Annotated in this window: 31 protein-coding genes and 1 tRNA gene; 19 read left to right on the top strand and 13 right to left on the bottom strand. The window is 62.0% G+C overall.

Translation table 11 applies throughout. The features are described 5' to 3' along the window. A partial coding sequence (locus tag ACREPD_RS14270) for a transposase domain-containing protein (protein ID WP_431599928.1) occupies positions 1–1251 on the bottom strand: 1251 nt, incomplete at its 3' end. A gap of 34 nt (positions 1252–1285) precedes the next feature. Here ACREPD_RS14270 and ACREPD_RS14275 point away from each other — a divergent pair. Next, positions 1286–1735, top strand: a complete 450-nt coding sequence (locus tag ACREPD_RS14275) for a hypothetical protein (RefSeq protein WP_431599929.1) — start codon at positions 1286–1288, stop codon at positions 1733–1735. Positions 1736–1738: 3 nt separating this feature from the next. Here the strand turns inward: ACREPD_RS14275 and ACREPD_RS14280 are convergent, their stop codons facing one another. Both ACREPD_RS14280 and ACREPD_RS14285 read right to left on the bottom strand, forming a co-directional pair. Further along, positions 1739–2203: a hypothetical protein gene (locus tag ACREPD_RS14280; protein ID WP_431599930.1), complete on the bottom strand. Its 465-nt coding sequence runs from the start codon at positions 2201–2203 to the stop codon at positions 1739–1741. A 76-nt stretch (positions 2204–2279) separates the two neighbouring features. After that, positions 2280–2627, bottom strand: a complete 348-nt coding sequence (locus ACREPD_RS14285) for a helix-turn-helix domain-containing protein (RefSeq protein WP_431599931.1) — start codon at positions 2625–2627, stop codon at positions 2280–2282. A gap of 291 nt (positions 2628–2918) precedes the next feature. On the opposite strand from ACREPD_RS14285, the gene ACREPD_RS14290 reads away from it, so the two are divergent. From ACREPD_RS14290 to ACREPD_RS14350, 13 genes are all read left to right on the top strand, one after another. Beyond that, positions 2919–3362, top strand: coding sequence for a hypothetical protein (locus ACREPD_RS14290; protein ID WP_431599932.1), 444 nt, complete (start codon positions 2919–2921; stop codon positions 3360–3362). A gap of 852 nt (positions 3363–4214) precedes the next feature. After that, positions 4215–6119: a threonine--tRNA ligase gene (gene thrS, locus ACREPD_RS14295; protein ID WP_431599933.1), complete on the top strand. Its 1905-nt coding sequence runs from the start codon at positions 4215–4217 to the stop codon at positions 6117–6119. Positions 6120–6166: 47 nt separating this feature from the next. Next, positions 6167–6706 carry a translation initiation factor IF-3 gene (infC, locus tag ACREPD_RS14300; RefSeq protein ID WP_421570656.1) on the top strand — a complete coding sequence of 180 codons (540 nt, stop codon included), beginning with the start codon at positions 6167–6169 and terminating at the stop codon, positions 6704–6706. A 354-nt stretch (positions 6707–7060) separates the two neighbouring features. Then, positions 7061–7258, top strand: coding sequence for a 50S ribosomal protein L35 (gene rpmI / locus ACREPD_RS14305; protein ID WP_017355265.1), 198 nt, complete (start codon positions 7061–7063; stop codon positions 7256–7258). A 10-nt stretch (positions 7259–7268) separates the two neighbouring features. After that, on the top strand, positions 7269–7628 hold the full coding sequence (gene rplT, locus ACREPD_RS14310) for a 50S ribosomal protein L20 (RefSeq protein ID WP_017355264.1): 360 nt from the start codon (positions 7269–7271) through the stop codon (positions 7626–7628). 192 nt (positions 7629–7820) lie between these two features. Beyond that, positions 7821–8816: a phenylalanine--tRNA ligase subunit alpha gene (locus tag ACREPD_RS14315; RefSeq protein WP_421570596.1), complete on the top strand. Its 996-nt coding sequence runs from the start codon at positions 7821–7823 to the stop codon at positions 8814–8816. A 94-nt stretch (positions 8817–8910) separates the two neighbouring features. After that, positions 8911–11292 (top strand): phenylalanine--tRNA ligase subunit beta, encoded by a 2382-nt coding sequence (gene pheT, locus ACREPD_RS14320; RefSeq protein WP_431599934.1) that lies wholly within the window; start codon positions 8911–8913, stop codon positions 11290–11292. A gap of 25 nt (positions 11293–11317) precedes the next feature. Further along, on the top strand, positions 11318–11617 hold the full coding sequence (locus ACREPD_RS14325) for an integration host factor subunit alpha (RefSeq protein WP_005410432.1): 300 nt from the start codon (positions 11318–11320) through the stop codon (positions 11615–11617). Next, entirely contained in the window at positions 11598–11954 is a 357-nt protein-coding gene (locus tag ACREPD_RS14330; protein ID WP_068853353.1) for a MerR family transcriptional regulator, read from the top strand. The genes ACREPD_RS14325 and ACREPD_RS14330 overlap by 20 nt, the downstream gene beginning before the upstream one ends. A 67-nt stretch (positions 11955–12021) precedes the next feature. Next, a tRNA-Pro gene (locus tag ACREPD_RS14335) sits at positions 12022–12098 on the top strand. A gap of 186 nt (positions 12099–12284) precedes the next feature. Further along, positions 12285–12818 (top strand): hypothetical protein, encoded by a 534-nt coding sequence (locus ACREPD_RS14340; RefSeq protein ID WP_431599935.1) that lies wholly within the window; start codon positions 12285–12287, stop codon positions 12816–12818. Then, complete coding sequence (locus ACREPD_RS14345) at positions 12805–13347, top strand: ImmA/IrrE family metallo-endopeptidase (RefSeq protein WP_431599936.1); 543 nt, start codon at positions 12805–12807, stop codon at positions 13345–13347. Before ACREPD_RS14340 ends, ACREPD_RS14345 begins: the two co-directional genes overlap by 14 nt. A gap of 3 nt (positions 13348–13350) precedes the next feature. Further along, complete coding sequence (locus tag ACREPD_RS14350) at positions 13351–14412, top strand: beta family protein (protein ID WP_431599937.1); 1062 nt, start codon at positions 13351–13353, stop codon at positions 14410–14412. Here the strand turns inward: ACREPD_RS14350 and ACREPD_RS14355 are convergent. The 3 genes from ACREPD_RS14355 to ACREPD_RS14365 form a co-directional block, all read right to left on the bottom strand. Then, positions 14392–15006: a sce7726 family protein gene (locus tag ACREPD_RS14355; RefSeq protein ID WP_431599938.1), complete on the bottom strand. Its 615-nt coding sequence runs from the start codon at positions 15004–15006 to the stop codon at positions 14392–14394. The two genes, ACREPD_RS14350 and ACREPD_RS14355, sit on opposite strands and share 21 nt — an antisense overlap. 41 nt (positions 15007–15047) lie before the next feature. Then, entirely contained in the window at positions 15048–16145 is a 1098-nt protein-coding gene (locus tag ACREPD_RS14360) for a tyrosine-type recombinase/integrase (RefSeq protein ID WP_431599939.1), read from the bottom strand. Between the two features lie 198 nt (positions 16146–16343). Further along, the gene (locus ACREPD_RS14365) at positions 16344–16670 is read right to left on the bottom strand and encodes a hypothetical protein (protein WP_431599940.1); all 327 of its coding nucleotides are present in this window, start codon (positions 16668–16670) and stop codon (positions 16344–16346) included. Positions 16671–16731: 61 nt separating this feature from the next. Here ACREPD_RS14365 and ACREPD_RS14370 point away from each other — a divergent pair, with 61 nt between their 5' ends. After that, positions 16732–17205: a hypothetical protein gene (locus ACREPD_RS14370; protein WP_431599941.1), complete on the top strand. Its 474-nt coding sequence runs from the start codon at positions 16732–16734 to the stop codon at positions 17203–17205. A 2-nt stretch (positions 17206–17207) separates the two neighbouring features. Here the strand turns inward: ACREPD_RS14370 and ACREPD_RS14375 are convergent, their stop codons facing one another. Genes ACREPD_RS14375 through ACREPD_RS14395 form a run of 5 tightly spaced genes read right to left on the bottom strand, consistent with a single transcriptional unit; the run spans position 17208 to position 18522 of the window. After that, positions 17208–17423: a hypothetical protein gene (locus ACREPD_RS14375; protein WP_431599942.1), complete on the bottom strand. Its 216-nt coding sequence runs from the start codon at positions 17421–17423 to the stop codon at positions 17208–17210. Then, positions 17416–17712 (bottom strand): hypothetical protein, encoded by a 297-nt coding sequence (locus tag ACREPD_RS14380; RefSeq protein ID WP_431599943.1) that lies wholly within the window; start codon positions 17710–17712, stop codon positions 17416–17418. The genes ACREPD_RS14375 and ACREPD_RS14380 overlap by 8 nt, the downstream gene beginning before the upstream one ends. Continuing rightward, positions 17709–18005: a hypothetical protein gene (locus ACREPD_RS14385; RefSeq protein WP_431599944.1), complete on the bottom strand. Its 297-nt coding sequence runs from the start codon at positions 18003–18005 to the stop codon at positions 17709–17711. The genes ACREPD_RS14380 and ACREPD_RS14385 overlap by 4 nt, the downstream gene beginning before the upstream one ends. Beyond that, complete coding sequence (locus ACREPD_RS14390; RefSeq protein WP_431599945.1) at positions 18002–18250, bottom strand: hypothetical protein; 249 nt, start codon at positions 18248–18250, stop codon at positions 18002–18004. Before ACREPD_RS14390 ends, ACREPD_RS14385 begins: the two co-directional genes overlap by 4 nt. Further along, positions 18250–18522, bottom strand: a complete 273-nt coding sequence (locus tag ACREPD_RS14395) for a hypothetical protein (RefSeq protein WP_431599946.1) — start codon at positions 18520–18522, stop codon at positions 18250–18252. The genes ACREPD_RS14390 and ACREPD_RS14395 overlap by 1 nt, the downstream gene beginning before the upstream one ends. Before the next feature lie 754 nt (positions 18523–19276). Here ACREPD_RS14395 and ACREPD_RS14400 point away from each other — a divergent pair. Both ACREPD_RS14400 and ACREPD_RS14405 read left to right on the top strand, forming a co-directional pair. Further along, a complete protein-coding gene (locus ACREPD_RS14400) occupies positions 19277–19825 on the top strand; it encodes a hypothetical protein (protein ID WP_431599947.1) in 549 nt (182 codons plus the stop codon). 510 nt (positions 19826–20335) lie between these two features. Beyond that, a complete protein-coding gene (locus tag ACREPD_RS14405) occupies positions 20336–20881 on the top strand; it encodes a DUF4124 domain-containing protein (RefSeq protein ID WP_431599948.1) in 546 nt (181 codons plus the stop codon). Positions 20882–20919: 38 nt separating this feature from the next. On the opposite strand, the gene ACREPD_RS14410 is transcribed toward ACREPD_RS14405, so the two are convergent. Together ACREPD_RS14410 and ACREPD_RS14415 are read right to left on the bottom strand one after the other, a co-directional pair. Next, positions 20920–21246, bottom strand: coding sequence for a hypothetical protein (locus tag ACREPD_RS14410; protein WP_431599949.1), 327 nt, complete (start codon positions 21244–21246; stop codon positions 20920–20922). Beyond that, positions 21200–21751 (bottom strand): helix-turn-helix domain-containing protein, encoded by a 552-nt coding sequence (locus ACREPD_RS14415; RefSeq protein WP_431599950.1) that lies wholly within the window; start codon positions 21749–21751, stop codon positions 21200–21202. The genes ACREPD_RS14410 and ACREPD_RS14415 overlap by 47 nt, the downstream gene beginning before the upstream one ends. Before the next feature lie 507 nt (positions 21752–22258). Here ACREPD_RS14415 and ACREPD_RS14420 point away from each other — a divergent pair. Beyond that, entirely contained in the window at positions 22259–22456 is a 198-nt protein-coding gene (locus tag ACREPD_RS14420) for a hypothetical protein (protein ID WP_431599951.1), read from the top strand. Next, positions 22453–22983, top strand: coding sequence for a hypothetical protein (locus ACREPD_RS14425; protein WP_431599952.1), 531 nt, complete (start codon positions 22453–22455; stop codon positions 22981–22983). The genes ACREPD_RS14420 and ACREPD_RS14425 overlap by 4 nt, the downstream gene beginning before the upstream one ends. Positions 22984–23388 lie beyond the last annotated feature (405 nt).

Below are 23388 nucleotides of genomic sequence, written 5' to 3' on the forward strand. Positions count from 1 at the left end.
GATGGCCTTGCTGCCGTAGTTCTCCGGCTTGGCATCCGGCTTGTTGCCCGTATAGGCGCCAGCGAACGCCGGGTGCTTTGCGATGCGGTCGCACAGGTCGCGCCAGGCACGCTCGATGGGCTTGGCCTGGCCATGGTACGGCGTGGCCCAGTGGATCTCGCAGCCCATGGCGGTCAGGACGCCCGTGGGGTCATCGTCGCGGACCTTGAAGCGGAAGCGGTTGGCGGTGCCGCCGGTGAGCATCTTGGAGGCGAATCCGCGGCCGTTGTCCAGCCAGACCTTGGCGGGAATGCCGTAGCGCTCCATCACGTCACGGAAGGCGAAGCGCGCCAGGTCTGCCGATTCGGTTTCTGCGATGCGATAGCCCAGCAGCTTCCCGCTGTAGAGATCCTGGACGCCGACCATGATCGGCCGCGCCACCGTGCCATCAGGCCACTTTACGAACACGTCGAACTTGTGGCCGTCGCTGTTGACCGCTTCCAGGGCATGGAAAATCGAGCGATCACGCTCCTGGGCCGGGAACGTTTGATCGAACTTCTCCTGACCCTGGCGGGCGAGGATCAGCACCGCACGGGGAAGCTCGGCTTCAATCCGCCGTTGAAAGGTCTTCAAACACGGTAATGCCGGCCATTCCTTGACGGTGGCGATACGCTTCAGCCGGTCGTAGCAGCTGCTTGCCGTAGGCGCTTCCACTCGCAGGTAGTCGCCTTTGAACAGGTCCCAGGCTTCGGACGGGATTTCCGCCTTGACCGTGCGCCCGGTATAGGCCGGCACCAGCAGTGCGAGCCGGTGATGTTTGTCCACATTCGACACCAAGGCAGCCCACCGCCCGAGACTGGCAACGCTCGCCCCTCGGACGTTCTCGCGCTGCAACTGGGCCGCGACCAAGGTGCGCGCCTCCATCAACGGGCGACGATCAGCCACCAGTCCTTCCACGGCCTGCACTGCGCGGAGGCGACGCTGTGCCTCATCTTTGAGGTGCTGGGGTACAGCGTCGTAACGCTGCCAGGCCGAAGCAATTTGCTCAGCGGACAGACCCGTGGTACGGAATTCACTTGCCTTAACTACGCGGGGCGCTTGATTGAGCAGCAACGCTGCGTGCACGTCGTCGGGCAAGCTGGCGGTAGTGAAGAAGCGCTTCTGGCCACCGCGCATCGAGCGTGCTTCAAACGACCAGCCTTCCTTGATTGATCGACGTTCTACAGAGCGTTTGGTCACACGCAATGCAACAGAAATAGCGGCCAGGTCCAAGGACGGCGGCAAAGCGCTGCTAGAATCCAGCCCTATGTCAGCTGAAATCGATGCCAGTACCTTTGATGAGCTGTTTTCTGGAACCACCACGCTCATGGCTTCCGCCCCCCTGCGGCGAGAACTTGTACTATTGCGCGCAGCGCTGCCGCCAAGCGCGCCAGAAGATTGGCTGGTGCGCCCTCTTTATCTTGAGGACGCACTTGGTTTGTCGGGGCACATCCAGCAGCTTTTGCCGCCTGTTCCGCCCGATGACGTCGCTTGGCTTCGGCAAACGCTAGCGCCTCTGACACGTCGGCAAAGCCGGGGCGTTCGGAACCTGATCGGCGCTGCCTACCAGACAATGCGTGAGATTCCGGAGAATCCGCAGCTATGGCTGGTGCCTGCGGTTTGGTCGCTACGAATGGAACAACTGCTGCTATGCCAGATGTTTCCGGCATCGATTCGATATTGGAGGCGGGCTTGGCGCTCGATGCCGCAGGCCTGACCATCACCGCACCCTCCTGCGCAGGTCGCGCAACTGCTTGAGTCGCGCCGCCGCGCTGTCCACTTCTTGGCTGACACGGCCGATCTCGGCATCCAGCGTTTCGGCCCCAACCAGAAACCGACCGCCGCGTACCCCCACGAGCCACTGGGTCAACCGCGTGCTACTGCATACCGATTCCAGTACCGGCGCCAGCCAATACGGAATATTGAATTCCTCGCGCGACTCGGCGGTGTAGCCATCGAGCATGGCCTTGGACACGTCCTTACCGGTCAGTCGGCTGGCTTGGCTGGCGATCTCGTAGCGATCCAACCCCGCCGCTGCAGCTATTGACAACATGTCTCCGACCAATGCGCTGACGCCCTGGCGGTAATCCATGGACCCCGCGACCGGGGCTGCTGCGCGCGGAATGGCGAACAGATCCCCGGTCCGGGCATCTCCCTGTGCCATGGGCCTGCTGCGGCGGTTCATCGGCGGCTCCCCGCACGGGCCAGCCCAACCAGGACCGACCGGCACAAGGTCGCGCACCGATAGATAGACAGGGTGGTCATTGGCCACCTGCCTTTTGCGCATTGCGAACTACGCGCAGTACGCTAGCCTTAGCATCGCTGGGTAGCAGGGCGCGTTGCCCGCTGGGGCCGCGGTTGGGCTTACCGTCCGGGCCGTATCGGGTGGGCCAGATGTCGGACGCCGGTCGGCACAAAGCCTCGGCGATAATTGCTTCGGCCAAGGGGTAGGGACGACGTAGGGCGGTGGTCATACTATTTGGATTGCCGTAGCCGTTGAGCAAGGCCAGCTGGCGCAGGGAGAACCCCTTCATGCGCAGGGCCGCAACGACTTCAGCAGGGTGCCAGTCCTGAAGACTGGTTTTTTTTGCGGGCTGATGTGCTGACACGTGAGAACTCTTCCGTAGGTGATGTCTACGGTGCAGATATTACGCACGTTTGTGCACCTGTCAAGCACCTTCGTGCGTCGCACTTTGGTTTTGTGACGCACGTTCGTATGAGGCAAAGCAAATGTCTGAAAATCAATTGGTTACTGAAAGTGCGACGCGGGCAGCGTCGGCTCGCTGTCGTGTCGCACTTTTGGCTCTCGAAGTGCGACGCGAATGATGGAGACGATAGGTCGGCGAATTACGCACATACGTGCCTTTCGCTCTCAGCGTGATTTCGCTGAAAGCCTCGGGGTGCCGCTGCGCACCTTTCAAAACTATGAGCAGGACAAGCGAGAGCCGGATCTACGGACGCTGGCGGCCTTGCACGAGCGTGGCTGGAACCTCAATTGGGTTCTGATGGGCGAGGGTCCGGAGCAGTTAGATACCGCTGCTGGCGCGGCTTCTGGCCAACTTGAGGGTGCAGGCGACGATTCGTGTCGCAATTCGCCTATTCAGTCGCAGGACTTGAATCAGGACCGCTTGATACTGGCAATGCAGGCGGTCGATGACGCCTTGGCGACCAGGAATGCGTTTCTCCCGGCGGCCAAGCGCGCTGAAGCCGTGATGCTGGTGTATGAGCTGCTGGGAAGCGGATTGCCTGAAGCTGAGGTCATCCCGCTCGCTCGGCGTGCAGTCGGTTTGGCTCAAGGAGGTGCGGTTGATGGAAAAAGCAGGGCAGCGGCTACTGGTCGCTAAGTTGACGCGATTGATGTCGGAGGTGATCTGGGCCAACGGCACGGTCGAGTTCAAACGCGCCGAGATAATTTGTGCGGCAGACGATCAGTTGGTTCGGAGGCGTGCCATAGGCGAAATAACCCGTATATCAATGAGATACGGGTGGCGATCAGTGGTTGATCAGGCGCTGGATCAGGCCCAAGCCCCCACGCTTCGGCACATGGAGACTTGCCAGCTCGAGGCCCTTGCTGCGGCTCTTCTGCGCCTGGTAGACATCGCCATGACTGGCTGCGATTTGGCCGATGATTTCCCGGCGCGATAGAGTTTCTTCAAATGCCCATCGAACGGCCGATCACCAGATCGGCCGTTTCGCATTTCTAGTGTCCAGAGGGAACGAAATCCCCTCATTTTGCAAACCTAGCGGCACGACGATCCTCAGCCGACGTATCAGGCCGAAAGCCAGCAGCGGCGGAGATTCGTCCCGTTTTTTCCCGCTTTGTTTCGCTCTTTCCCGCTATTCTCAATCCTCTAGTCCCCCCACACCGGTAGCGCCGGGCGTTGGCGGGACCCGACCATGGCGGACGGTACTGGAAGCCGGCCAACGGCCGGCGCTACCCGGACGGCCGGAGATTGGGCTTTCCCTTCGTATGGTTTAAGATCGGGGCATCCACCTCGAGGCAACAAGGTGACCCGCGCCAAGCGCCGGTCCAGCGTGCGACATGAGCACTACCACCGCCCAGCGCTGAACGTCATGACGGCCCCTTGCCCAGGCGCCTTCGTGGCGCTTTTCTTTTATCCGGCCGCGCGCCCCGGACACCCTCGACCCCCGTTTCCCTGGCCTGCGCCGCAGGCCCACCAGCACAAAGCACAGTCATGATCGCGATCACGCTCCCCGACGGCAGCCGCCGTGAGTTCGAAAACCCCGTCAGTGTCATGGACGTCGCCCAGTCGATCGGCGCCGGCCTGGCCAAGGCCACCATCGCCGGTTCGGTGGATGGCGTGCTGGTCGATGCCAGTGACGTAATCGACCATGACGCGACCCTGCGCATCATCACCGCCAAGGACGAGGAGGGCGTGGAGATCATCCGCCACTCCTGCGCCCACCTGGTCGGCCATGCGGTCAAGCAGCTGTACCCGGACGCCAAGATGGTGATCGGCCCGGTGATCGCCGAAGGCTTCTATTACGACATCCAGTCCGAGCGCCCGTTCACGCCCGACGACATGGCCGCCATCGAAAAGCGCATGGGCGAGCTGATCGCGCAGGACTACGACGTGGTCAAGAAGGTGACCCCGCGCGCTGAAGTGGTGGAGATCTTCAAGGCCCGTGGCGAGGAGTACAAGCTGCGCCTGATCGAGGACATGTCGCCCGACATCCAGGCCATGGGCATGTATTACCACCAGGAATACGTGGACATGTGCCGCGGCCCGCACGTGCCCAACACGCGCTTCCTGAAGGCCTTCAAGCTGACCCGCATCTCCGGCGCCTACTGGCGTGGCGATGCGCAGAACGAGCAGCTGCAGCGCATCTACGGCACCGCCTGGGCCGACAAGAAGCAGCTCGAGGCCTACATCAAGCGCATCGAAGAAGCCGAAATGCGCGACCACCGCCGCATCGGCAAGCAGCAGGACCTGTTCCACCTGCAGGAAGAGGCCCCGGGCCTGGTGTTCTGGCACCCCAAGGGCTGGGCGCTGTGGCAGGTGGTGGAGCAGTACATGCGCAAGGTCTACCGCAAGAGCGGCTACGGCGAAGTGCGCTGCCCGCAGATCCTGGACGTGAGCCTGTGGAAGAAGTCGGGCCACTGGGACAACTACCAGGACAACATGTTCTTCACCGAATCGGAGAAGCGCACCTACGCCGTCAAGCCGATGAACTGCCCGGGCCACATCCAGGTGTTCAACCAGGGCCTGCACAGCTACCGCGACCTGCCGATCCGCTACGGTGAGTTCGGCTCCTGCCACCGCAACGAGCCCTCGGGCGCGCTGCACGGCATCCTGCGCGTGCGTGGCTTCACCCAGGACGACGGGCACGTGTTCTGCACCGAGTCGCAGATCGAATCGGAAGTGACCGCCTTCCACCAGCAGGCGCTGGCGGTGTATGAGCACTTCGGCTTCGACGACATCCAGATCAAGATCGCGCTGCGCCCCGAATCGCGCCTGGGCGACGACGCCACCTGGGACAAGGCCGAGGCAGCCCTGCGTTCGGCGCTGTCCCGCTGCGGCGTGGAATGGCAGGAGCTGCCGGGCGAGGGCGCCTTCTACGGCCCGAAGATCGAATACCACCTCAAGGACGCCATTGGCCGTACCTGGCAGCTGGGCACCATGCAGGTCGACTTCATGATGCCGGGCCGCCTGGGCGCCGAGTACGTGGACGAAAACAGCCAGAAGAAGCACCCGGTCATGCTGCACCGGGCCATCGTGGGCTCCATGGAGCGCTTCATCGGCATCCTGATCGAACACCATGCCGGGCAGTTCCCGTCCTGGCTGGCGCCGACCCAGGCGGTGGTGGCCAATATCACCGATGCCCAGGCTGAATACGTGCAGGAAGTGACGAAAACCCTTGCAGATCAAGGCTTCCGGGTAACGTCCGATTTGCGCAATGAGAAGATCGGATATAAGATTCGCGAGCATACGCTGCAGCGGGTCCCATATCTGCTGGTGGTGGGCGACCGTGAGAAGGAAAATGGCGCCGTGGCCGTGCGTACGCGCTCGGGCGAAGATCTGGGCAGCATGTCCGTCCAGGCCTTCATCGAGCGGTTGCAGGCAGAACAGTCTGTGTAAGAAAGTCCCGGCCCTGCGGATGATCCGCGAGGGCCGGTTTGATTCCTCTGGGAGATTGCAATATCAGTACCCCTGACAACAAACAGAACCGCAAGAATCAGGAAATCCGAGTGCCGCGCGTACGCGTGATCGGCAGCGACGGTGAAATGATTGGCGTGTTGACGCGTGACGAAGCGCTGTCGATGGCCGAAGAAGAAGGTCTGGACCTGGTCGAGATTCAGCCGCAGGCTGATCCGCCGGTGTGCAAGATCATGGACTTCGGCAAGTTCAAGTTCGAAGCGCAGAAGAAGGCCAACGAGGCCAAGAAGAAGACCAAGCAGGTCGAGATCAAGGAAGTCAAATTCCGTCCGGTCACCGACGAAGGCGACTACCAGATCAAGCTGCGCAAGATGCGCGGTTTCCTGGAAGAGGGCGACAAGATCAAGGTCAACATCCGCTTCCGTGGCCGTGAAATGAGCCATCAGGAACTGGGTCGCGAAATGGCCAACCGGATCGAAACCGATCTGGGCGAGGACATCGTGATCGAGTCCCGTCCGCGCCTGGAAGGCCGGCAGATGGTCATGATGATCGCGCCCAAGAAGAAATAAGGGTTTGACGCGTAGAGCCACCCCATGGGTGGCTTCGCGGTCCAGAACCACGCGCGGCCACGCGGCGCGTGGCCGGACGGGGCGTCGCTCCGTTCAGGTTTGTGGTCGCCTGCAACCCCAGCGCAGCAAACCCCGCCCAATCAAAGGTTTGCAACCGTCACAGTTCCCATGCATAATGGGCGACCCCGTTTTTGCGGGGCTGCTGTTTTGAACGGTTTCAAGCTTTTCAACGGCAACAGGACCGGCCTGGTTCCCATCGGGGATCCCGGGCTTACAAGCAGGCAAGGGCACGGACGGAAAGTGTGGCAATGCCACCGCCCTGGTCAGTGACAAAACATCATCAAGGACATTGCAATGCCCAAGATCAAGACCAACCGGGCGGCGGCCAAGCGTTTCCGCAAGACCGCCTCCGGTAAGTTCAAGGCTGGCCACGCCAACCGTAGCCACATCCTCACGAAGAAGTCGACCAAGCGGAAGCGCAATCTGCGTCAGACGAACCATGTTCGTGCAGAAGACGCAGGCCGTTTGAACCGTATGCTTCCCTACCTCTGAGGACTGACCCATGGCACGAGTAAAGCGTGGCGTACAGGCGCGTCGCCGCCACAAGAAAATTCTGACCCTGGCGAAGGGTTACTACAACGCTCGCCGCAAGGTCTTCCGCGTTGCCAAGCAGGCCGTGATCAAGGCACAGCAGTACGCCTACATCGGTCGTAAGCAGAAGAAGCGCAACTTCCGTTCGCTGTGGATCACCCGCATCAACGCGGCTGCCCGCATCAACGGCCTGAGCTACAGCCGTTTCATGAACGGCCTGCTCAAGTCCGGCATCACCCTGGACCGTAAGGTTCTGGCTGACATCGCCGTGCACGACGCAGCTGGTTTTGCTGCACTGGCCGAAAAGGCCAAGGGCGCGCTGGCGGCATAAGTCCATTCCCCGCCGTTGCCGTGCAAACGCAACGGCTGCGGGTAAGGCAATGCATGGGGAAGGGCGCAAGTCCTTCCCCATTCTTTTTTGTGGCGGCGGCAGCCCAATCGGGTGCCGCCCCGACAGCGGTGGCGACGGGGGTCGGCCCGGCGCGCATCGCGATGGCATACCGACGCGAGGTCCAGGCTATCCATGAGTGACATCCAATCCCTGACCACCCAGGCGCTGGCCGACGTGGCCGCCGCCCAGAGTCCCGATGCGCTGGAAGCCCTGCGCGTGGCCCTGCTCGGCAAGAGCGGCAGCATCACCGCACAGCTCAAGCAGCTGGGCACGCTGCCCGCCGACGAACGCAAGGCCGCCGGCGAAGCCATCAACCTGGCCCGTGACGCGCTGACCAGCGCGCTGGGCGAACGCAAGGCCGTGCTGGAGAACGCCGCGCTCGACGCGCGCCTGGCCGCCGAAGCGATCGACATTACCCTGCCGGGCCGTGGCGCCGAACGCGGTGGCCTGCACCCGGTCACGCGTACCCTGGAGCGCATCACCGAGATCTTCGGCCGCCTGGGTTACGAGCTTTCCGAAGGTCCGGAAATCGAAGACGACTGGCACAACTTCGAAGCGCTGAACTTCCCGCCGCACCACCCGGCGCGTGCCATGCACGACACCTTCTACTTCGGCGACGGCCGCCTGCTGCGCACGCATACCTCCGGTGTGCAGGTGCGCTACATGGGCGACCACGCGCCGCCGCTGCGCATGATCGCGGCCGGCAAGGTGTACCGCAGCGATAGCGACCAGACCCATTCGCCCATGTTCCACCAGGTGGAAGGGCTGCTGGTGGATGAGCATTCGACCTTCGCCGACCTCAAGGGCACCTTGTCCGAGTTTGTGCGCGCGTTCTTCGAGCGCGACTTCGAAATGCGCTTCCGCCCCAGCTACTTCCCGTTCGTTGAACCCGGCGCGGAAGTGGACATCGCCTGGCAGCAGCCCGACGGCAGCACCCGCTGGCTGGAAGTGCTCGGCTGCGGCATGGTGCACCCGAACGTGCTGCGCAACGTGGGCATCGACCCGGAGCGCTACACCGGCTTCGCCTTCGGCCTGGGCGTGGAGCGTTTCGCCATGCTGCGTTACGGCGTGAACGACCTGCGCGCGTTCTTCGAGAACGACGTGCGGTTCCTCAAGCAATTCGCGTAGCTCGTAGAGCCGGGCTCTGCCCGGCTGCCGGACAACCCATAACACGCATCATCAAGGCTCAAGGCGCCTGCGCCGGGCCCACCAGGGTGACACCATGAAATTCTCTGAAAACTGGCTGCGCAGCCACGTTCCCACCACCGCCTCGCGCGACGAGCTTGGCGCGGTGCTGACCGCCATCGGCCTGGAAGTCGAAGAGGTCACCGACCTTGGCGCGGGCCTGGACCACGTGGTGGTGGCGCGGATCGTTTCGGCCGAGCGCCATCCCGAAGCCGACCGCCTGCAGATCTGCCAGGTCGACGCTGGGCAGGGCGAGCAGCTGCAGATCGTGTGCGGCGCGCCGAACGCGCGCCCGGGCCTGGTCGCGCCGCTGGCGATGATCGGCGCCAAGATCGGCGAGCTCAGCATCAAGGCTGCCAAGCTGCGTGGCGTGGATTCCAACGGCATGCTGTGCTCGGCCAAGGAACTGGGCCTGGACAGCGACGCCTCGGGCCTGTTCGAACTGCCGGACGATGCGCCTGTGGGCCAGTCGCTGGTGGAATACCTGGGCCTGCCCGACGCCAGCATCGAGATCAAGCTCACCCCTAACCGCGCCGACTGCTTCAGCGTGCGCGGCATCGCCTTCGACGTGGCCGCCGCGTGCGCCAGTGAAGTGGTGCCGTTCAACGCCGCGCCGGTAGCCGCCGTGGGCAGTCGCGAACTCAGCATTTCCCTGGACGCCGGCGCCGAAGCGCCGCGCTACCTCGGCCGTGTGATCGAAGGCGTCAACCCGCGCGCCGCCACCCCGCTGTGGATGGCCGAGCGTCTGCGCCGCAGCGGCGTGCGCCCCGTGTCGCTGCTGGTCGACATCACCCAGTACGTGATGCTGGAACTGGGCCAGCCGATGCACGCCTACGACCTGGGCACCCTGCAGGGCAGCATTGGCGTGCGCCGCTCGCGCGCCGGTGAAACCCTCAAGCTGCTCGACGGCCGCGACGCCGCGCTGGACGACAGCTTCCTGGTAGTCACCGACGCCGACCGTCCGGTCGGCCTGGCTGGCCTGATGGGCGGTTACGACAGCCGCGTCACCGACGACACCACCGCCGTGTTCCTGGAGGCCGCGCACTTCGCGCCGGCCGCCATCATGGGCCGTGGCCGCAAGCTGGGCCTGCACACCGACGCGGGCCACCGCTTCGAGCGTGGCGTGGACCCGGCGCTGCCGCGCACCGCGATCGAATACGCCACCCGGCTGGTGCTGGACCTGGCCGGCGGTACCCCGGCCCCGGTGACCGAGGCGGTGCGCGAAGGCGACCTGCCGGCGACCGCGACCATCGGCCTGCGCCGCGCGCGCATCGCCCGTGTGCTCGGCCTGCAGATTGCCGATGCCGACGTGGAGCGCATCCTGCGCGCCCTGGGCATGGACGTGGCTGCCGCCGCCGACGGCTGGCAGGTCACCGCGCCGAGCCGCCGCTTCGACATCGCCATCGAAGAAGACCTCATCGAAGAGCTGGCCCGTATCCACGGCTACGACCGCATTCCCACCACCCTGCCGGGCGGTGCCGCGCGCGTGGCCATGCCCAGCGAGACCCGCCTGGACGACCTGAGCACGCGCCGCCAGCTGGTCGCCCGCGACCTGCAGGAAACCATCAACTTCGCCTTCGTCGATGCCCACCTGCTTGCGCAGTGGCAGCTGGCCGACGGCCTGGTGCCGCTGGCCAACCCGCTGTCGGCCGAACTGGCGGTGATGCGCCCGTCGCTGCTGCCGGGCCTGGTGGCCACGCTGGGCCGCAACGCCGCCCGCCAGCAGGGCACCGTGCGCCTGTTCGAGCTCGGCCGCGTGTTCCACCAGCAGGCCGGGGAGGGCGCGCCGGCACCGCTGGAAACCCAGCGCGTGGCCGCCGCCGTCTGCGGCGACGCCGATTCCCTGCAGTGGGGCCTGGCCACCCGCAAGGTCGATTTCCATGACCTCAAGGGCGACCTGGAATCGCTGGCCGCCGCCTCCGGCGCCGCGCTCAGCTTCGTGCCGTCCACCCGCCCGTACGGCCACCCGGCGCGTTCGGCCGAGGTGCTGCGTGATGGGGTCAACCTGGGCTGGATCGGCCAGATCCACCCGCGCCTGGCCAAAGCCATGGACATCGACGTGGACGTGTTCGCCTTCGAGCTGGACCTGTCCCCGCTGGCCGCCCGCACCCTGCCGCGCGCCAGCGAGCTGTCGCGTTTCCCTTCGGTGCGCCGCGATTTGGCCTTCCTGGTTCCCGAGGCGGCCGCCTGGGCCGACTTGGAAGCCACCCTGCGCCGGGCCGTCGGTCCGCTGCTTCGCCAGGTGACCCTGTTCGACCGTTACGTGGGGCAGGGGGTAGAGCCGGGCTTCAAGAGTCTCGCTATGGGCTTGATTTTGCAGGACAAGTCGCGCACTCTGACGGACCGCGACGTGGATGCGGTGGTCACCGAGGCGGTGGCCGCAATGGAGCGTGAACACCACGCCCGGATCCGCGGTTGAGCGGGCAGCATGGGGGTAGCAGGCAATGGCATTGACCAAGGCTGAGATGGCCGAAAAGCTGTTCGACGAAGTGGGTCTGAACAAGCGCGAAGCCAAGGAATTTGTCGACGCGTTCTTCGATGTGCTGCGTGAAGCATTGGAACAGGGACGTCAGGTGAAGCTGTCCGGCTTCGGCAATTTCGACCTGCGGCGCAAGAACCAGCGCCCGGGCCGCAACCCGAAGACCGGTGAGGAAATTCCGATTTCCGCCCGTACGGTGGTCACCTTCCGTCCGGGCCAGAAGCTCAAGGAAAGGGTAGAGGCATATGCTGGATCCGGGCAGTAACCGCGAGCTTCCGCCGATACCGGCCAAGCGCTACTTCACCATTGGTGAAGTCAGCGAGCTGTGCGATGTAAAGCCGCACGTGCTTCGCTACTGGGAAACTGAATTTCCCAGCCTGGAACCGGCCAAGCGCCGTGGCAACCGCCGCTACTACCAGCGCCACGACGTGCTGATGGTGCGCCAGATCCGCGGCCTGCTCTATGAGCAGGGCTATACCATCGGCGGTGCCCGCCTGCGCCTGGAAGGTGCCGGCGCCCGCGACGAATCGGCGCTGAGCAACCAGATCATCAAGCAGACGCGCATGGAGCTGGAAGAAGTGCTGCAACTGCTCCGTCGCTGAACCATTTTTCGATCAAACCCGTTATACTTGTCGGCCTGCTGCAAAGCAGGGACAACACCAGCATCATCGGGGCGTAGCGCAGCCTGGTAGCGCATCTGCCTGGGGGGCAGAGGGTCGTCGGTTCAAATCCGGCCGTCCCGACCAAAACTGGTTGTAGAACAAAGGCCTACGCAGCAATGCGCGGGCCTTTTTTCTGAGCCACCCTATTCCCACCCTATTTTCACCCTATCGAAGCGTCTGCCATAGTTGCGGACAGCGCTTAACACGGTTGTCGCCCCGGTTGAGACGGGCATATGCTCCGATCCAAAGTGAGCTCTGCAGGTGAACGGTATGAAGGCGCAGGTGAAAGGAATGAAGGTGATCGCTTGGATGCGCAGCCACAAGATGGACTGCCTAGTGTTGGTCATGTGTGCAGCAATGGTTCTATTCGCGCCAATTTATGCAATGGCTGGCGCCGGTGAGGGGCCGTCTTGGACGAATGCGTACAATCTGACCCCAAAGGCGGCAGAACCACAGGCGCCTCCTGTGGAGGAGCCATTCGGTAGGCATCTCGATACCTTGACCAGCTTCTATGGGACAGTGATCACTGTACTCACAGTATTGCTAGCAGCTGTGCTGTCGCTGGCCTTCTTTACGGTCAAGGCTGGTAGCCGTTCCGAGATGGACCGAGCTCTTCGAGAGATCGTGGAGTCGAAGGACTTTAAGGATTTCCTGCGAGACAAGATTCAGGTGAATGTTGCCTCCGGCATTGAGGAACAGCTGGGCAATGTTCAGGACTTGGTTGAAGAGCTACAACGACTGTACGAAGCATTGGACGACATTGTGGTAAGTAGAGAACGAGAGGTCGAGGATGGCGATCGTTAAGCTGAACAAGCCTGCTAGGGCTGCAGCCGTGGCTCCTGCGGAGCTGCGTGACGTTGCTTCCCTGGAAGAGTTGCAAGCTGTCATGGCGCGAGAGAAAATCAGCTCATCGCCATGCGACGTGAGCGGAATTGCGGGCGCCCTAGGGATCAAAGTTGTGTATGAGGCCATGGATGATGAGGTCTCTGGATTCTTGGAACAACGCGCTGGTGGCTGGGTCGCTGGGATAAACTCCTACCACCACCCTGTGAGGCAGAGATTTACGCTCGCACACGAAATTGCCCACTTCGTCCTGCATCGTGGTGACCAGAGTTCTTTTTCCGATAGAAGCTTCGCCCGCCGCAGGGATGATCGGCAGCCGATGGAGCGTGACGCGGATTCTTTCGCGGCGGCGCTGCTCATGCCGACAGGCGATGTGAGGGCCGCGGTTGACAAAGGGTTGAGAAACCTTAACGATCTAGCGAGGCACTTCGACGTATCCACATTGGCGATGCGTTTTAGGCTGGAGAAATTGGGCTACCGCATGGGATAACGAATGGACAGTATCGCTGGGAAGCACTACGTTCCGATCCTTCGGACTCGGGACGCAGAGATTAAAGGGTTCTCGGAGCTTTCGGGAGCGGTCAAGGACTTCGTTTTACCTGTCATTGAGTTCACCAAGTCAAGACGCACTAAGAAGAACGTCGATGGCGCCGTCGCAGTATGCGTGGACAAGATCGAGGCAGCGTTGGCAGGTAGGGCGTACATCGCCGACGTAACCTCCATGGAAAGCCTAACTAACCCAGAGATTGAGAAGCTGTTGGATCCGTCCGGCGGCTTTCGTGCATGGCGAGGTTTCGTCCTGGCCCAGCTGGATTCATTGTCCATTCCCGTTGTCCACTTGACCGATCCCCTCGATCCGAAGAGCATTTCACTTCAGTGCAATGCCTTTCTTAATCGGCATCGGCTTGTGGCCATTCGAGTGCCGCATAACTATGAAGAGGTGGAGTCGCTTGCTGGCATCTTGAGGGAGCAGCTTGGTACGCTGGATAGAGTTGTCTTCATTACTGACGGCGGCTACGTCCAAAAGGCCTCTTATCATGATGTGCAAATTGGTTGTTCATCATCGTTATCCGTAGCCGGGCACGGTTTTGCAGCGCGTGTTGTCGCGTCCAGTGGGTTTCCCAGTAGCGTCGTTTTGCCGGACTACGGCGGAGATGCCTACGGAAAGTTTGGCCTACTTGAAGTCAGTCTATCCTCGGTCACGCAAAGCGAGCCCGGTATGCATGACATCCTCCATGGTGACTATGCGCTAGTCCATCCTGCCGACTTCGTTGGCGTCGTGACAAATTGGGTTCCCCGAGTGGACGTTCCACTGAGTGGAGAGCTTTACTACCATCGTTATCGAAGGAATGCGGGGGGCTATGAAAAGGCTGCATTCATGGCTTACAACGATGCGGATTACTCTGCTCTTCCTTGCTGGGGTGACCACAACATCGCGAGTGCCGCTGACGGGAAGGTGCTAGGTAAGTCACCAGCGCACTGGATTGCCGTGCGCGTAAATTTCCATATCACTCGGCAGGCTGTGAGGCTTGGGTTAACGGATCTTGGTGGGTAGCTGGAGCGTTTCGATATCATCGTGCGTCAGCCGCTCGCCAAGTTCAGAGCGGAAGATGTCGTAACGTGCTTTGGCTCTGTCAAAGACCGATTTTAGTGCTGCATTTGACAGTTGAACGCTGCTCAAGTTTGCCACTGCATGCTCTCGAAGATGCTCAATCGCCTTTCCCTTGGATGCGGGTCCAAGCAACCTTTGTAGATCGCGCGTCTGCAGCCAATGAATGGCGCCGTCCTTGGGGAGACAGGCTCGTCGAGTGGCTTTCCGCCGATGCTTGACCGCATCGGAGGCCAGCTCAATTATTCCTACTTGTCGAGGCATTTCCTTTGAAAGTTGCGGGATAAATCGCGTAGCAGCTGCAACGTACACTTCCTGAAATCCCTGGAGATAATCGGAAATCTGAGGATGGAGCTTCTGCAGGTTGTCTCTCGGGCCTTTCACTTCGATCGCGGTCAGGCGGGATGGCGAGAGAATGGCAACGTCGGCCTTTCTGCGGACATCCTTGTACGCAAGCTCAACGGCCAATATCTCATCAGCAGCCAGCTGAGGGAGTAGCCATTGCATTATTCTTAGAATCTCGTCTTGAGCGTAGTTCATCGAGGTTTCCTGCGTAGGAGGCAATTGTGGCATGACAGGGGTTATCGCAGCAGCGTGGCTCCGGCACAGACCTCCTGCCAAGTTGTTTCGTGACCTTCCAGATAGTGTTCAGTCATCGCTACGGAAGAATGCCCCATCAGGCTTTGCACCTGATCAATTGCCCAGCCAGATTCGCTCAACAAGGCTCCGCCGAGGCTGCGGATTTCGTGAAAGCTTGGCGGATTCGCACCGCTGATGCCGGCTGCCTCGCGTGCATCTTGAAAAGCTCGCGTCAGCTGTTCGGGCATGACCTGGGTGTGGTGTTTCCGTGCTGCTGCCCGCTTGTCGGATGGGCGCGCACGATCCGGGAGACGATGGACCACGAACGGAGAAAGCACAGCGTCGCGCGCCTGTGCCAAAAGAGCAGCCAGCTGCTCGCCAATATTGATCTTCAATTTTACCAGTGTGCTTCCCTCGGTTTTCAAGGGCACCACCCAAAGGAAGCCGTCCCGCACGTCTGTGAACTTTAACGACACAACGTCTTCGCGGCGCAGCAGAGTGACCAGCGATAAGTCCATAGACAGGCGCAGCCAAGGTTCGGCCTGTTCCCAGATCGCCGCATACATCTCCTTGGTGAGCCGTGCGCGCTTTCGCTCGTGCTGGAACCGACGTGTGGCTAGCACTGGGTTGGTGTCGATCCAGCCCTCCTGGACGGCACACGCCATGATCCACCCCAGTACAAGCCGGAACTGCTGACGCGCACGATCGGACTGGGTCACGGCGCGGATGAACTCGGCGCAATCCTTGACCGTAACGTCTCCCGCCAGACGACTGCCCATGCCCGCCTCGATTCGGCGGATCACGCTCTCGTAAACCTCTGCGGTCTTCGGTGCCCAGCCGCGCGCGGGGATGTCATCGCGGCGGAAGACCGCGATCGCTTCGGCCACTGTCTCGCGCGAGCCTACGACGCGATCTACCAGGTCATTGCCCGGCATGAGCATGGCATTCAGCTTCCTGGCAGCGGCGAACGCCTTAGCCTGGTCCCGACCCATGAACGTCTCTTTACGAGTGACCGGGTGCCGGTACTTGAACCCATCCCGGTTTGGATAGAGATTGGCCGGCCATCCTTGGCGAGCCTTACTGCGTGGACGTGGTGTCATAAATCATCCTGCTTTGAGTACCCGCTCGACCAGATCGTCTCCGTCAGCGAGCCATTCGTGTTCGTCGATGAACCCAAGTGCCGCCTACTTTTTTGCCAGGGATCTTTCCGTCGCGGAGCCAGCGTTGAAGCGTAGCGACGCTGGGACGGCTGGCGGCATCGAAGTAGACGTCGAGCCACCTATCCGTGGTTAAGAGTTTCATCGTGCGCCCTCCCCAGACCGAACTTGCCGCTCAATGCCGTACGTCTCCGCTTGCTTGTCGAAGCGGTCGCCGATCATTTCGGAGTCCGGCCAGCCGGCATCAAGCATTTGCTCCTTAGGTGTGTCCGACAGGAGCGAATTTTCGTCCAGGTCGAGCAATGCGAAGCCGTCCGGCGCGGAGCGCTGGGCGCCATCGGTGGATGCAACTTCCGCCGCGTATGGCGCAACTCGTGCTCTCCGAAGGTTCGTAGCGCGCCAATGCTCTCCGCGCGCGTCATGCTCTCGCGCCAGCAGCTCGCTGGTCCGCTGTTCGAAATCAGCCATGTTGAGATCCCATGGTTGCGTGGTGATAAGCTTGGCCGAATCCCGGACTAAGGATTGTCGAATGAATGAGATTCGCGAGGCCTCTGACGAAGTGTTTCTGGTTTGCCAGGACAACGTAGTTGCCACCATCCACGTGAATCGAAGTCCGCCCAGCTGGTCGGTCCATGTGTTCGAGATTCAGCAGCCCAATCACACCACTTTGTATTTGGATCGCGGTTTCGCAGCTGTTGGCACCCTTGAGGATGCGCGGCGGCTTGGGACTGAGGCCGCGCTGAAAAGCATTGCGGAGGTCTTGCACCGCGAGGTAGACCAGGGGGGCCACGTCGTTCGGGTGGTTGCTCATGAGATCGCGAATGATCCTGGCAACTACGAAGGCTATGTCGAGGCGATTGATCGCGACGGCTTCGTGACTAATAAGCTTCTCGCGACGTTGGCGGGGCGCACGTATCAAACGGCGCAGCAAGCTGTCGAGATAGGCCGGACCGGGCTGAAGCGGGTCGTGGGTGTGAGCGAAGATGGAGAGATCCTTATCTAACTTCATTCGGATGCCCCGGGCGGCAGTGCGACAATGGCGGCACGGCCACGGTCAATGTGGCGCGACGCACTGGCGCGTGTTTCTTCGCAGACGGTGCCTTGCAGCGTTTCCACATAGGGCACGGCTGCAGGCTTTACCGTGCTGCGGGTCTGGATCTTCTGGCCGGCCAGGATGGCGCAAACCGTGGGCCCGTTGAACAGGATTGGGCGCTCACGCATGGTCGGCCTCCGTGGGCAGCTGGGTGCGCAGGTCGCGCCTCGGGGCGACGTTGGAAAGAGTGGTAGGAGTGCCGAGCCGGTTTGCAGCAGCGGCGTCGTTGATCTGTCGTCGGCTCAGCTCTCGCCGTACTGGCGTGTTGCCCAGAACTTCCACCTTGCCGCCCGCACGTCGAAAAGCGGCGAGAAGATCGGCGAGCTCCGCGCGCTCGCGATCCTTATGCTGGACGGTGGTGCTGTTGTGGCTGCCAGTCGGCAGGGATCGTTCGAAGGCCGGGATTGGACGTTTCACGCGGTTTCCTCGGTTGCTTGGTCACGCACGCCCACGCCATGCCGGTCCAGCCAGCGACGCGCCGATTGCATGGATTTTTTGGAAAGCAGGTAGTCGCAAGCACCAATCCGGAGCCGGCGGCCGCGCACCGACGCGACGAGCCTGGTGGCGGCCGATACCTCAGCGGGCGTGATGCTGTAAGGGCTGGGATACAGGCCAGCCCAGATCCAGCCGGCGCAGACCAACAGCACCAAGTTGGTGCCCTGGATGCCCGTAGGGAAGGACTGCTCGACGGGCAGAACGTGCGCGCTCACAACACGCCGTCCACACGGGCGATGGCGGCACGGATCCGCTCCAGCTTTTCGCCCTCCACACCGAACACCGTGAGCATTGTTTCGGCAAGTTCCAAGGCGCCGATGGCTTGCTCAACTGCGGCAATCGCCTCCTTGGACCGAATTTCCGCCACTGAATCGGTGGTGCTCAGATCCTCGCGAAGCATCAGCTTGGTAAATGAGAGATCGGCGTTGGAGCGGAGCAACGCAATGAGCTTGCTTTCCATCACGCCACTCCCGCTTTCTGCAAGGTCGCTGCGATGAGCGCGCCGGCTTGCTCCTGCCCAAGCCTAGTGAGCGTTGCTTTGGTCGGGAACTGAGGGTCGTCGTAATCGACCAGGGCGCGTTCGTAGAGCCAGTTGACGACGCGCCGGGTGAAGATGGCAGCCGGCTGCTTGGGTGAATAGAAGCCGCCGCGGGTGCGCTTGAGGGCATGGCCCGCGGCACCGCTGGCGGTGATGAGCGCGGCGCGCTCGAGGGGCTTGAGAGGGGTGGCCATTGCGTTCTCCAGGTCAGGCCACGTGCTGGGCGGGCAGTCGCGCCAGCACGTCGCCACGGGCGCGGGCGAGGTGGGAAATCGGGATGAGTTGTGCTGCTAGGCTAGGGTCGGTCCAGCGCAGCTCGGCAATAGCGAGCGACGGACTGGGCACAGTGGCCTTCTGGCAGAGGTGGCACTCGAAATGGATCAAGGCCGGGCACGGAGCGCCCAACTGGTGTCCGGTGGGGGCGCCAAGGGTGGTCACGATTTGCGGGCGGTGACCCGGCTTGCACAAGGGAATCGAAGAAGGTGTCGGGCGGGCCGTCTGCATGGCATCAGCCCCGAACCGAGGTAAAAGCGGCGAAGCGCGCCTTGGCTGCATCGCGGTCCGCGTGTCCTTGGCTGATTTCAGCCAAGCGAAGTGGCACGACGATGGCCGCGACGAAGGCGAGGGCGGCCCATGCGACTCTATACCGGCGGTTCATGCCCGCACCTCGGCCGCCATGTCCCGAGACTCGGCCTCAACCCGGTGGGCAGCAACCCCCATTCGGCGCGAACGGCGCAGTTGATTCCTGCTGTGTTCGCCAGCGCTCCTGGCGCGGAGTACGTTGGCACGGGTATGGTCCCGAGCAGCCTGCGCCAGCAGGCAGGACGCGGCTTGGACTGGCCGCGGGGCCTTGGGCAGGGAGTCGACGGCGGGTCGGTAGGACATGGCGTTCTCCGTAGGAGTACCAGGGCGCTATGCTCTGGAGACAGGAACTTAAGGAATTCGGAAATGGCAGGGATTGACGTTTTGCAGGGCGTCACACTGGGAATAGCGGTGCTAGGTGCCGCCTTGGGTGTGTTCAATGCTGTCCGCTCGGTGATCCGTGACGGCGCGCGGTTGCGAGTGCAAGTCGTGGTGCAACGAGCTGCTGCGAGCTCGACCGCCAGCGGTGCCAAGACCTTCAGCGAGTTCGCGAACGCGTTGAGTTATGCAGACGGCGGACAGGTTGGCCTTAGGATCACGAACATCGGGCTGTTGGACGTCACATTGAGCAACGTCGGACTGACCTCTTCCGGCCTTTGGGCGCGGCGTGTTCGTCGCGACAGAATTGTTCGATCTGCTGTCAGCCGCGACGCGGAGGGACTGTCCGTATTGCCAATGCCCATCAAACCCCGGCAATCCATCACCATCTGGATTGCCCGCATGGACAACGAGCATCTGTGCAGTCGGTTGAAGGTCGTTCGTCGTGTTTATGCTTCCACCGAATGCGGTAGCACTTTCTTTGGCCGGAGCGCTCTCTTGAGGGCGCTGCGTAGAAGAGCGATCGCGCGCCCCTGAGGCTGTAACCCAGCAACCCCGACGAGCCTCAAATTGCTCACCAGAAGTCAGCCAGCTGAAGTCCAGGTGTGTGTAGTCGTAGGTGTTGTCATACAGCGCCCCAGGCGCCGGCGGCCAAGGCCCCATCCAGAACGGGGCGGGAATCGCCTCGAAGTCCTTGCGCAGTTGCTCGATCTGCCAAAGGCATGCGGATGCAAGAGCGATCGCGATCAGCCCGATCGCTAGTGCAAGCCCTGCGAGAAGTTGATATGTCGACATGGCGCTCTCCGTATAAAAGGAGGGCGCCGGCGGGCCTAGCGCCTGGGGAGAGGCGACTACGGCTCAGCAGGGGAGAGGCTGGGCCGCGATGACGACCCGCCGGTCGCCCGTCGGCTGGGGCGCCGACGGGCATATTTATCTCACAGCTAAATTAAGGACGCAATATCTGTCAGCTAAATTCTTTCATGGCCGCCGCTGATCCTTGCTTGGATGATCGATAATCCGCTGTGCACACACACAAGGAAGATGGGGATGCTCAGGATCACAGTCGCGTTCGGGATGACCTTTATGGCCCTGGCCTGCAGCAATGAAGCCGCTGCGCAGGTCTACAAGTGCAAGGGGGCGAGTGGGGAGGCTGTCTACTCGCAGAGGCCGTGCGGTGCCCAAGCTGAGGAGATGAAGGTTCGTTCGTCCAAAGCGGCGAGCTCGACGGCAGGAGAAGCTGCGACTCGCGCTGCCGTTTACCGTTCGACGGACCTGTCAGACGCAGCGATCGCTGAGCGGAACTGCCTGGCGTCATCGAGCTCGAGCATCTACCAGCCGGTCAATTCGCGCATCGCTGGATATCAGCGGCAGATCGGGGAGCTCAACGCTGCAGCGGCGCGGGCGAAGAACAACCTGGCGGGCGCGACGTACGAGGCGGGAATTCGGACCCAGCTTGCTGGTCTTCAGCAGACGATAGCGACTGAGCGCCAAGCGGCAGATGCGAGCATGAATCTAGCGCGGCAGAGATGCGCTAACGACAGGCGTGAGCGGCAGTCCGCTATCGAGAAGAAGTATCAAGTCGAGAATCCTTGACTCCGAAGGTCCGGCGCGCTGAGCGCGCCGGCTATGGATCAGTCTCGGATGGCGATGTTGCGGATGAAGCCGGCCTCTTCAATAGAAACGCCTTCGACGCAACACTCGCGGGCATCTTCCATTTCACGGTGAAGCTGCATCAATTCGGCATCTTCGAGGCAATCGATGCCGGGCGTGTTGAACGTCGCTTGTTCAATGAGGCAGTTGAGGTTGTACTGGTCTCGCAGCCAACGAATGCGGCGAAGAATGCAGTCCCGGGTGATCGCGTCGATGATGTTTGGCTTCGGCGTCTTGATGACGCGCAGCTTCGGCTGCTGCTTATGCTTTCCGACGCGCTGGGCGATGACCGCTGCCAGTGCTTCCATTGTCCCTGGCTGAGGCGCCTTCTTCTTCGTTTCCATTCTTCTCCCTGAGTCGTTCGGCGAGTGCCTTACTAAAATCGATCAGGTTGTCGGGGGTGACCAGCTGCTCGCCGCGCTTGAGTAGATACTCGTACGCATACGCTAGTGGCGTGCCATCCTGCTCGTTATCAAAGTCATCGATATCGAGATTGGCAAAGGTCAGCCGCAACAACCTGAGTGCGGAGGCGATGATCTCAGGGTCGATTCGCAGGGAGTGAGATGCGCCATTTGCGACACTCTCAGCATCTGGGCTGTCGTGAGCCACATCCATCCAGCCGTGGGGAAGGTTGGCCTGGCGCTCGACCTTACGGGCGACATCGTCGCCCATCTTCTTGCCGCCCAGCAGTTGATTGAGGTAGGACGGAGCCATGTCTAGCCGTATGGCAACAGCCTTCTGGGTGACCAAATTGGCCGAGAGCCCTTCAACGAGGGTGCGGAGATTGCGCTGTCGGGTGCTGGTCACGTCCATGGTGCAAGCGTAGCTATCAGCTAAACAACCATGTTTCGCCACCAGCTTGACACAATGGTTTAGCGCAGGGCTAAATATGCCCACATGGACCTCCTAACCTTCATTTCAGATCCCGAGCGGAAGCGGCGCCTAGCAGTCCTGACGGGCGCGTCCGAAGGGTACCTATGGCAGTGCGCGACTGGCTGGCGAGGAAAGCGCACTAGTCCGGAGCTCGCCCAGAACATTGAGCGAGCCTCTGTGACCATCGGCTCCGAGATGGGCGTGGAGGGCGTATCCCGCTCTGTGCTGCGTCCAGACATTTGGTCACCCGGTGAAGCGGCATGAGCCCGTCGTCCATACCTTTGGACTGCGCCCTCTCGAATGGCGAGGTGGGTTGCCTGGTTGACATCGAGCTCATCGAAGCGCGTCACCCTGACGGCCTGTCGCTGTCGGCGGATCAGTGGGCCAGCTTGCACGGCCAGCGACGAGACGTAGGCCGGGCGCTTCGTTGGTGGGAGGTGGACTTCCATGGATAGGCTTGCCGCCGCTGGGCGCGAAGAACACTGCGACCACACCGCCTGGGCCGAGATCAGCGTCGAAGGTGCGCAAGGCTGTGAAGCGCATGCGCTGCTGAAAGCCAATGATTTCGCTCATGGGGCGCATCTTGTCGCCACACCCCCACACAACGAAACGATGAAACTCGCTGCGTTTCGGGGTGAATCTTGACCTGCCAGCGGTCCGACATCTACTGGCGTGACGCGCTGTACAGCGCCGTCTCCCAAGCGCCAGGCAATGTGCAGGCCGCCGCCGCATACCTGAAAGCACGGCGCGGAAAGGCCATCACTGGCGAGAGCCTGCGCAAGAAACTGCGGGGACTGGAAGGCGAATCTCTGTCGATGGAAATGGCGGAGATGCTCACCGAGTACCTACAGCAGTTCGTAGACACAGCTGACCTCGCGACCGACTGGATCGCCTCACTCGGTGGTCAGTTCAATCTGATGGTGGACTTCGTGCCGCCGCCGGCCGAAGGCGGCTGGACCGACGAGTTGGACGCACTGCAAAACAAGCTACTGCAGCTGCACTCGATGACTGGGAAGCTATCGGGCACGGCGTTGGACGCTGTTGCAGATGGCGACCTCAGCGTCAGCGAGGCCGACGAAATGCAGGACCTGGCCCGCAGTATCCGAACGCTGTGTTTCCGTCTTGAGCGAAACGCCTGTCGGGCCGCAAAGAAGACGGTGGCGCGTGAGTGACGTGGCCATCTACCGCGCGCCCCGGGCACGAACAGTGGACGGTCGCCGCATCATCAGCGCCGCAGTGCGTGCAGAGATGGAGGTCATTGAGCGCCTGCTGTCCGGTGCTGAGCACGGACCGGTAGGCGACGAGGCTCTGGCAGAGCGAGATCGCCTATGGAGCACGCATAGAAATGCGGAGGGCCAGCAGCCTGATCTCCCGCTTGAGAACACTGTTCGACATGCAGGTAACACTGCTTCCCCTTCCCCCCGGGGAGGCATAGAAGGGCCGCGTGGACAATTCAGTTCTGACGCGCCCTCTGACCTGAACCTCGAACCTGAACGGCGGCCAGTCGATGGGTCCTCCCCAGGCCTCCCTGACGCGGGTAATCAAACGCGCACTGGCCGTGTACACAGCAGCTCTGG

This window comes from Stenotrophomonas sp. (genome assembly GCF_050737075.1).
In the GTDB taxonomy this organism is placed as follows: domain Bacteria; phylum Pseudomonadota; class Gammaproteobacteria; order Xanthomonadales; family Xanthomonadaceae; genus Stenotrophomonas.